The organism is Bacillus sp. JJ1521 (assembly GCF_036965165.1).
Lineage (GTDB): Bacteria > Bacillota > Bacilli > Bacillales > Bacillaceae_L > Ferdinandcohnia.
This window is the reverse complement of sequence record NZ_JBALOX010000111.1, coordinates 5,604-10,233: the sequence shown is the minus strand read 5'-3', so window position 1 is coordinate 10,233 and position 4,630 is coordinate 5,604. Positions and strand designations below refer to the sequence as shown.

General features: G+C 39.1%; 6 protein-coding genes. 2 read left to right on the top strand and 4 right to left on the bottom strand.

Translation table 11 applies throughout. The features are described 5' to 3' along the window. Positions 1–669: zinc-binding dehydrogenase (locus V7147_RS15615; RefSeq protein WP_335368762.1), on the top strand; the 669-nt coding region annotated here is incomplete at its 5' end. Positions 670–705: 36 nt separating this feature from the next. Here V7147_RS15615 and V7147_RS15610 read toward each other — a convergent pair. From V7147_RS15610 to V7147_RS15595, 4 genes are read right to left on the bottom strand one after another with little or no spacing between them, the layout of a single operon-like run. Beyond that, entirely contained in the window at positions 706–1,449 is a 744-nt protein-coding gene (locus V7147_RS15610) for a hypothetical protein (RefSeq protein ID WP_335368761.1), read from the bottom strand. 48 nt (positions 1,450–1,497) lie between these two features. Beyond that, positions 1,498–2,763: a kynureninase gene (gene kynU / locus V7147_RS15605; protein ID WP_335368760.1), complete on the bottom strand. Its 1,266-nt coding sequence runs from the start codon at positions 2,761–2,763 to the stop codon at positions 1,498–1,500. A 13-nt stretch (positions 2,764–2,776) separates the two neighbouring features. Beyond that, positions 2,777–3,922 carry a GNAT family N-acetyltransferase gene (locus V7147_RS15600; protein ID WP_335368759.1) on the bottom strand — a complete coding sequence of 382 codons (1,146 nt, stop codon included), beginning with the start codon at positions 3,920–3,922 and terminating at the stop codon, positions 2,777–2,779. 45 nt (positions 3,923–3,967) lie between these two features. Next, the gene (locus tag V7147_RS15595; RefSeq protein ID WP_335368758.1) at positions 3,968–4,168 is read right to left on the bottom strand and encodes a hypothetical protein; all 201 of its coding nucleotides are present in this window, start codon (positions 4,166–4,168) and stop codon (positions 3,968–3,970) included. 150 nt (positions 4,169–4,318) lie between these two features. Here V7147_RS15595 and V7147_RS15590 point away from each other — a divergent pair. Further along, the coding region (locus V7147_RS15590; RefSeq protein WP_335368757.1) for a hypothetical protein at positions 4,319–4,630 on the top strand (312 nt) is incomplete at its 3' end.

Sequence of the window (4,630 nt, the reverse complement as noted above, 5' to 3'; positions counted from 1 at the left end):
CATGGAACCTTTGCTGAAAAAATTACGATCCCGGTTGAAAATATCGGTCCAAAGCCAGCACACTTATCCTGGGATGAGGCAGGCGTATTATCTCTTGCTGCCATGACTGCATACCGGGCATTATTTACTCGTTCAGAGGTAAAACCAACCGATACAGTCCTTTTACCAGGAATCGGCAGTGGCGCAGTTACGTTCCTTTTACTTTTCGCAAAAGCAGTAGGAGCACGGGTCATTGTCACTTCTCGCTCTGAAGCAAAGCTGAAGCAAGCCCTAGAATTAGGTGCAGATGTTGCAATTAACAGCAATGGAGATTGGAATGAAGCACTAAACGGTGAAAAAGTGGATATTGTGGTTGAAACAGTGGGAGCAGCCACCTTCCATAAATCACTTGGACAACTAAGAAAAGGTGGAAAGATGGTCACATTCGGTGCTTCCGCTGGTGATACTGTAGATTTTAATCTTAGAGAATTTTTCTATGGCCAATATACTTTACTTGGCACCACTATGGCTAGTACAGAAGAGTTCAATGAAATGCTTCATTTTGTCAATGAACATAAAATTAAACCTGTACTCGATAAAGTTTTCCCTCTCGAAGAATCTGTAAATGCTTTAAAACGTATTGATGAAGCTGAACAGTTCGGAAAAATTGTGATTAAAATTGAAGATTGACGACACTGCACCCATCTGAAAAACGGGTGCAGTTTTTTATCCAAAATAACTTGCCAGCTTTTTTTTCATCTTTTCCTTGTTTTCTGCAAATTGTCGATGACGATGCCCGTTTCCACCGGATGTATGCGGGAAGCCATAAAGGACGGAATCTGGCGATACATAGCCATTTTCTGAAAGATAATCAAACACTGCTGTCACATTCACCCCTAATGGAATAATGAGTGGATTTTGCATACTAACTAGTTCTTGTGTAAAACTCTCCATTATATGTTTCTTTAACAGCTCCGTTTTTAACATTTTGGGGGTAGAGCCACTATAGTTTTTTCCCTTATAAAAGACCGGGTACCTAATGAGCGAAGCTGTTTGAACAAGATGACTTGCCGAAGAAAATAGCTCACTTGTAGATACGATGCCTAAATAGGAATGCAAGCAAAGCTCGTCCAACAGTTGAATTAGGTATTTCCTCATTGGTCCTTCAAAACTTGAATTTTTCTTGACCTGGTGGAGAAGCTGTTCATCAGAAAGATCCTTATTTTTCGGATCAAGTATCGTTGAAAAGGAGCGTTTCATCTGATGCATGCCAGGAGTGATTCCGACAATCATGACTTTTGCAGCTTCATTCACATATTCAAATGGAGCATAATAAATTTCCAAGCTTTTCTTTTCATCTTTGTCTAATAAAAATGTCTCGCTTCTTATTTCTTCATCTTGATAATCAATGGGTACGGATAATATTTTATCCTTAAATGTATCAAACTTTGAATCGGAAACGATTGTCACATGCATTCCTCCTTCATGATGTAAAAGGTATACCAAAAATGGTATACCTTACGCTACGACGTCTCGCTCATTGTTAAATTTTTCGTATTGCTTTACTTCCATTATTGTTTTTAACATTTGCACGACATTCCAAACGTCCTCAAATGAATTATAAAGTGGAACAGGTGCTAGGCGGATCATATTCGGCGCGCGAAAGTCTGGAATAATCCCATTTTCTTTCAGCGCCTTGCAAATTCGTGCCGCTTCCTTATGCTCAAGACCAACATGACCGCCCCTAACAGAATCCTCTCTCGGAGAACCGACTGTAAATCCCATCCCTGCAAGTTCTGTATCGATTAGCCCCATTAAAAAATTCGTCAATAATAGTGATTTAGTTCGTATGTTTTCAATCCCTGCCTCAGCAAACATTTCAAGTGAACCAAGTAAAGGAGCAAGGCTTAGCACATGCGGTGTCCCAATTTGAAAAGCACCGGCACTGTCAGCAGGACTAAATGAATGCTCCATATCAAACTGCTTTTCTTTATTAGATCCAAACCAACCAGCAAGCCCCGGTAACACTCCAAAATGCTTTCGATTCACATATAGTCCAGCAACTGCCCCAGGTCCACCGTTAAGATGTTTATAATTGCACCAAAATACAAAGTCCACTTCCCATTCCGAAAAAGAATGTGGAATTGCACCTACTGAATGACATCCGTCAAATCCGATTAAAATTCCACGTTTATGTGCTTCAGAGGTAAGGCGCTTCATATCTAAGATTTGTCCACTTCGATACAAAATCGATGGCAAAACCACCAAGGTTACTTCGTCAGTCATTGCCTCGATGATGTCGTCCTCGTTCAAATACCGACCATCACGACTTTTAACCCGAACAAGATGGTCTTCAGGATTAAATCCGTGAAGCCGAAGTTGACTTTGGAGGGCATAAATATCTGACGGAAAATTCAATTCATCCGCCACAATTTTCGTACGTTTCCCTATCGGTTGATAAAAAGTCGCAACTAACTGATGAAGATTAACAGTCGTTGAGCCCGTCACAATTACCTCCTCAGGAGAAACACCGATAAGCGGAGCAAGTTGTTCGCTTGCTTTTTCAGACATATAAAACCAAGGCTGCCTTCCTTGTGTCCAGCCATCAATCCCGTATTCCTTCCAGTCTTGCAATGAATCAAGCAGTGTTTGTTCTGCCCGCTTCGATAATAGGCCAAGCGAGTTCCCGTCCATATAGATTGTATTTGGCTGGAGATAAAATTCATCTCGAAACTTGGCTAGCGAATCTTCTCTATCTAGTTTCCTTGCATGCTCTAATAACATGGATTTCCTCCTCTTAAAAGAAATCGTACATATAGGCTTGGCGATTCGGGATCATTTTTTCTAAAGCTTCTACATTGCTATAAGCCCCATTAATCATACCAACTGCAAATAATTCAGTCAGACGCTTGTAACCAAAGAGTGCCGTTGATAATGCGTTGATGGACAGCTTAAGGGCCCCTTCTGTTTCCTTCGTAACGCTGACTATACCATCTCTTACTAGAATGGTTTTTTCATTCCAAGGTGCAAATGGGTCATTGATCTGTAATTTCAAGGTTTCGTTTCCAACAAATTTGTATTCTTTTAAAAATGATTCAGCATCGACAATTCGAACCATGAAATATGGAGAAACCACTCGTTTCACTGTTTTTTGTTTCGTTAACGCAAAAAATAATGGCTCGTTTTCAAAGGTAATCATTTCGAGTTCTGAAATCATAGAATCATGCTGACAAATAAAATTCCACAAACCCCGTCGCGCTTCAAAATTTACTGGAACAAATTCCTCAACCATTATCTTGTTGTCCTTCGATTCATAAAGGATATACCCAAGTGGCTGTTCCGACACATCATAGTAAACGGCGATATTCAGGTCGTCAACCACATTCTTCCACCAATCATCCACACGAACAAGCATTCCAGAGAACTGGATCGCATATTGTGCATAAATCTGTTTAAGTTCATCTAAAGGGACAGTTTCAAAAAGATAACGCTTTACTGAACCCTCTACAGGCTCTAGCATGACTAAGTCAGAACGCTGATGAACTGTTTTTAAACGATTGCAAAAGAGCTCCCATCCATATTTTCGATAAAAGGTAACATCAAACGGATGCAGCATCGATACAGCAAAACCTTGTGACTTCATCGTTTCTAGCGAATATGTAAGCAATTCCTTCACATAGCCTCTTCTACGGTATTCCGGATAAGTTGCCACACCTGCAATTCCACCCATTTTAAAAGACTGTTCACCTACATATGTTGTAAGTGGAATGAGATGAAACTTTGCAGCTAACATTTTCTCTTCGTAGATTCCATAGATTTGATGCTTTTTTATATTCTTGAAGGATGTTTCCATACGTTCTTCAGGCACTTTATACTGAAATGCGTATTCAGATAAACGTAAAGAATCCATAAATCGATCTTCTGTAATTCTCTCGATTGCCATCTTTCAACAACTCCAATTGTTCATTATTTGGATCGTTACTTATAGTTACTCACAACGAACATCAGATAGACTAAAGATATGTTTTTCTTCATAAACGACAGTACCACCTTTATCCATACAGCTTTCCGCTATCTGAAGATTTATTCTGTGGTTATCCCTGATTTCTAGTATTCTTAAAACCCCAAAGGTTATAATGATAAGACTCCCCATGATTGCAATAAGGAGATTTCGCCTACTTTTGCTCATAATCTTCCCTCCCTTTTTTAGGGTACCATATTTATTAATCTTGCGAAATTAAAATTAGATTTTTCTCAATATTTGTAAAAAAGTTTTTGTAGATTTTTGATTTCATCCGATGTATGATAGTAACATTAAACAATGGGGAGATGGTAAAAAATGAGGAAACGAATAGCCCTTGCCATCATTATGTTTGTTGCGATCATGTCCTTTTCGTCCGCAGTCGCACATTCCCATGCGTTTAAATCATCAGATATTCATGAGAACACCGTATTAATGAGTGGTGTCTCGATTGACAATCCTTTATTAACTGATGATGGTAAACTAAAGATTTCTTGGGTACTTTTTTCAAGTATATCGATATTTATCGTCCTTCAAGGTATTTTTAAGAATATCGATGTGAAACAATCCACCCGAAGGTTTATGTGGATTACGCCCATTTTTTATCAGTCGAATTATATTGATAGAGCT